Source organism: Frankia sp. AvcI1, from assembly GCF_001420875.1.
Lineage (GTDB): Bacteria > Actinomycetota > Actinomycetes > Frankiales > Frankiaceae > Frankia > Frankia alni.
In genome coordinates, this window is the sequence record NZ_LJFZ01000069.1 from 1 (window position 1) to 4192 (window position 4192).

General features: G+C 71.6%; 2 protein-coding genes and 6 pseudogenes. 7 read left to right on the plus strand and 1 reads right to left on the minus strand.

The features are described 5' to 3' along the window. On the minus strand, positions 1 to 227 hold a 227-nt coding region (locus tag UK94_RS31665; RefSeq protein ID WP_157734560.1), incomplete at its 3' end, for a transposase. 193 nt (positions 228 to 420) lie between these two features. On the opposite strand from UK94_RS31665, the pseudogene UK94_RS72375 reads away from it, so the two are divergent. The 7 genes and pseudogenes from UK94_RS72375 to UK94_RS31680 all read left to right on the plus strand — a co-directional run. Beyond that, a pseudogene (locus UK94_RS72375) lies at positions 421 to 870 on the plus strand (transposase); the annotation flags it as partial. 1 nt (position 871) lies between these two features. Beyond that, a pseudogene (locus tag UK94_RS72380) lies at positions 872 to 1406 on the plus strand (RNA-guided endonuclease TnpB family protein); the annotation flags it as partial. Between the two features lie 180 nt (positions 1407 to 1586). After that, a pseudogene (locus tag UK94_RS72385) lies at positions 1587 to 1829 on the plus strand (PLP-dependent aminotransferase family protein); the annotation flags it as partial. Between the two features lies 1 nt (position 1830). Next, a pseudogene (locus tag UK94_RS31675) lies at positions 1831 to 2777 on the plus strand (PLP-dependent aminotransferase family protein); the annotation flags it as partial. A 73-nt stretch (positions 2778 to 2850) separates the two neighbouring features. Beyond that, positions 2851 to 2916: hypothetical protein (locus UK94_RS75650; RefSeq protein WP_268761755.1), on the plus strand; the 66-nt coding region annotated here is incomplete at its 3' end. Positions 2917 to 2925: 9 nt separating this feature from the next. Next, positions 2926 to 3001: pseudogene (locus tag UK94_RS72390) on the plus strand (hypothetical protein); the annotation flags it as partial. 1 nt (position 3002) lies between these two features. Beyond that, a pseudogene (locus UK94_RS31680) lies at positions 3003 to 3816 on the plus strand (D-alanine--D-alanine ligase); the annotation flags it as partial. Positions 3817 to 4192: the final 376 nt, after the last annotated feature.

Genomic DNA, 4192 nt, shown 5'->3' on the forward strand with positions numbered 1-4192 from the left:
CAGCTACACCCCGCGTGCGTCACATACAGAATCGCGTTCACGATCTCCCGGCGAGGATGCGCCTCCTTCCGCCCATCCTTCGACACCGGCGGCAGCAACGGCTCCACCAACGCCCACTCCGCGTCGGACAGATCAGAGGGATACGGGTCAGACCGAACCATCACCAGACCGTCCACCACCGACCGCACCACCACGTCGACCTCGACCCAGGCGACCACACTCAGCACACAAACATCAAGATCCCAGACAGCTTCTCAGCGGATGCCGCCCGACCGGACAATGNCGTCCGGCTGCGCAACGAAGGCAGGTGACGGGTCAGGGCGAGACCTGNGAGCACTACGACGAGGGGGCACACCGCGTTCCATCCCAGGGCGTTGTAGGCCCTGATGCCGAGCCAGGAGCCGATGCTGCCGCCAAGCGGAGTGCTCGAAGGAAGCATTCTCCGCCGGGCTCGACCAGCTCGCCCGTGGGCTGAAGAACTTCACCGACTCCCGGAAAGGGAAGCGGAAGGGCCGCCAGGTCGGTTTTCCTCGGTTCAAGAAGCGCGGGAAGGCCCGCGATAGCTTCCGGTACACCACCGGGGCCTACGGCCCCGCCGACGACAGGCATGTGAAGCTGCCGCGGATCGGCCGGGTGAAGGTCCACGAGCCGATGGACACGCTCACCGACCGGCTGGCCGACGGGCGGGCACGGCTGCTCGGTGCAACCGTGTCCCCCACGGCGTGCCGCTGGTTCGTGTCGTTCACCGTCGAGGTCGAACTCGCCGTGCCCGCCGGCCCGACCCGCCGCCAGCGCACGGGGGGCACGGTCGGTGTCGACCTCGGCGTGAAGCACCTCGCGGTGTTCTCCACCGGGGAGACGGTGGAGAACNCGAAGCATCTCGCCGGGTCGCTGCGCCGGCTGCGCACCGCGTCGCGCGCCTACGCCCGGTCGAAACCGGGCAGCGCCGGCCGCCGCAAGCACGCGGCCCGGATCGCCCGTATCCACGGCCGGATCGCGCACCAGCGCCGCGACGGGCTGCACAAGCTCACCACCCGGCTGGCACAGAGCCACGAGGTTGTGGTGGTCGAGGACCTGCACGTCGCCGGGATGGTCCGTAACCGGCGGCTCGCCCGCGCGGTGTCCGACACGGGGATGGCCGAGGTCCGCCGCCAGCTCGCCTACAAGACGGCCTGGTACGGGTCGACTCTGATCATCGCGGACCGCTGGTACCCGTCGTCGAAGACCTGTTCCGGCTGTGGCTGGCGAAACCCAAGCCTCCCCCTGTCGGATCGCATGTTCACCTGCCCGTCCTGCGGACTGGTAGCCGACCGCGACCTCAACGCCGCGGTCAATCTGCGTAACCTCGTCGCCGCCAGTACGTCGGAGACGCGAAACGCCCGTGGAGCCGACCGTAAGACCCGCGCNAGCGGGCAGGTGGCTGCGAAACGGGAACCCGGCACGGCCACGGCCGATCAGACCGGGAGTGCCTCNCCGCAAGGTGAGGCGGCATGACCGCCAGCTATTTGGCGCTCTCATGCAACGGTAGTGTCGCGGGCGTGACTCTGGATCGGTGGCGGGATCGGTACGCGCAGCGTGCCCAGGGGATGATCGCGAGCGAGGTTCGGGCGCTGTTCGCGGTCGCATCCCGGCCCGAGATCGTGTCGCTCGCCGGGGGCATGCCGGCGGTCGACGCGCTGCCGCTGGAGACGGTCGCCGCGACCGTGTCGGAGCTGGTGCTGAGCCGGGGGGCGGTGGCGCTGCAGTACGGCTCGGCGCAGGGCGATCCGGGTCTGCGGGCACGGATCTGCGACGTCATGGCGATGGAGGGCATCACCGACGCCCATCCCNACAACGTGGTCGTGACCGCGGGTTCGCAGCAGGCGCTGGACCTGCTCACCCGCGTGTTCGTCGATCCCGGCGACGTCGTCGTCACCGAGGGGCCCACCTACGTCACGGCGATCAACACGTTCGCGGCCTACCAGGCGCGGATCGTGCACGTGCCGATGGACGGCGACGGCCTGTCGCCGAGCGCGCTCGCGCAGACGCTGGAGCGCCTCGCCGCCGAGGGCGCCCGGGTGAAGCTGCTCTACACGGTCCCGACCTTCCAGAATCCCGGCGGGATCACCCTGACGCCGCCGCGGCGGGCCAAGGTGCTGGAGATCTGCCGGCGTGCCGGGGTGCTGGTCGTCGAGGACAACCCGTACGGGCTGCTGTCGTTCACGGGTGAGCCGGTGCGGGCGATGCGCGCCGACGCCCCCGACGACGTGGTGTACCTGGGGTCGTTCTCGAAGACGCTGGCGCCGGGCCTGCGGGTCGGGTGGGCGCTGGCCCCGGCGCCGGTGACGGCCCGGCTCGTGCTGGCCGCGGAGTCGGCGATCCTGTCCCAGTCGATGTTCACCCAGCTGGTGGTCGAACGTTATCTGGCGACCCAGCCGTGGGCGGAACAGGTGAAGGTGTTCCGGGAGATGTACCGGGAGCGTCGCGACGCGATGCTCGACGCCCTGGCCGAGTCGATGCCCGCCGGCGCGACCTGGACCCGGCCGGACGGCGGGTTCTTCGTCTGGGTGACGCTGCCGGGCGGGGTGGACACCAGGGCGATGCTGCCGCGGGCGATCGCCGCCCGGGTCGCCTACGTCCCCGGGGCCGGGTTCTACGCCGACGGGTCGGGTGGCAGCAGCATGCGGCTGTCGTTCTGCTACCCACCACCCGAGCGCATCCGCGACGGGGTCGGCCGGCTGGGCCGGGTCGTGCGGGACGAGCTGGACCTCCGCGACACCTTCGCCGCCCGCCCATGATCCGACCGTCCCTGATCCACCCGTCCCCGATCCGCCCGACACTGATCCGCCCGACACTGTGAAGGACGCGACGTTGACCGATCTGGGCCGTGTGCTGATCCTCGCCGGGGGGCTGTCGCCCGAGCGGGAGGTGTCGCTGNGATCGGGNGGGAGGCTGCGCGACGCGCTGACCCGCATCGGGGTCGAGGCCGAGCTGGCCGACGTCGATGCCGCGACGCTGCCCGNGCTGGCCGCCGACCCGCCCGACGTGGTGTTCCCCGTGCTGCACGGGACGTCGGGTGAGGACGGCACGATCCGGGAGGTCCTGGACCTCTACGACCTGCCCTACGTGGGCGCCGCGCCGCCGGCCTGCCGGGTGGCGTTCGACAAGGCGACGGCGAAGGCGGCCGTCGGCGCCGCCGGGGTGGCGACGCCGGCGGCGGTGACGTTGCCCCGCGAGGCGTTCCACGACCTGGGCGCCGCCGCGCTGATCGAGCGGATCGTGGCCCGGCTCGGGCTGCCGGTCGTGGTGAAGCCCCGCGCGGGCGGGTCGGCGTTCGGGGTCAGCCGGGTCGACGACGCCGGCGGGCTCGCCGAGGCGCTGATGAGCTGCTTCGGCTATCACGACTCGGCCCTGATCGAACGGGCCGTCAGCGGCGTCGAGATCACCGTCGGCGTCGTCGAGGTCGGCGACGGGCCGGTCGCGTTGCCGGCCGTCGAGATCGAGCCGGCCGCGGGGGTGTACGACTACGCCGCCCGTTACACCGCGGGTGCCACCGCGTTCTTCACCCCGGCGCGCCTCGACGACGCGGTGCTGCGCGCCGCCGCCGCGACCGCCGTGACCGCGCACCGCGTGCTGGGCCTGCGCGACCTGTCCCGCACCGACATGATCGTCGACGCGGCCGGCGTCGCGCAGTTCCTGGAGGTCAACGTGGCCCCCGGCATGACCGACACGAGCACCTGGCCGATGGGCCTGCACGCCGCCGGCCTCGACCTCGCCGTCGTCTGCCGCGACCTGGCGGCCCGGGCACGAGACCGCAGCGGCACCCCACGCAGGTGACCGCGGCCACTGCGCGGCGGCGATCCACCGGGGCGTGGCGGTGGAGCATCCNCATGCTCCGTTTCAGCCGCCCAGTTTGACTGCGCGGTGGACGTCGTCGGCGTAGGCCTCGGGCTGTTCCCAGGCTGCGAAGTGGCCNCCGGCAGGGTGTTCCACATAATCGCGGACGTTCAGGAACGCCTGCGCGTAGCTTCGCGGCTCCGGTTTGAGGTCGCGTGGGAACACGGAGAGCACGGTCGGCGTGTCGATCCGGTCGGGGAGGGCGGCCGGTTCGACGTAGGTGGTGAAGGAGGTGCCGATCGTGCCGGTGACCCAGTAGGCGGTGACCCAGGTGAGAAGCTCGTCCGGAGTGAAGGCCGAGTCGTCGGACCAGGAT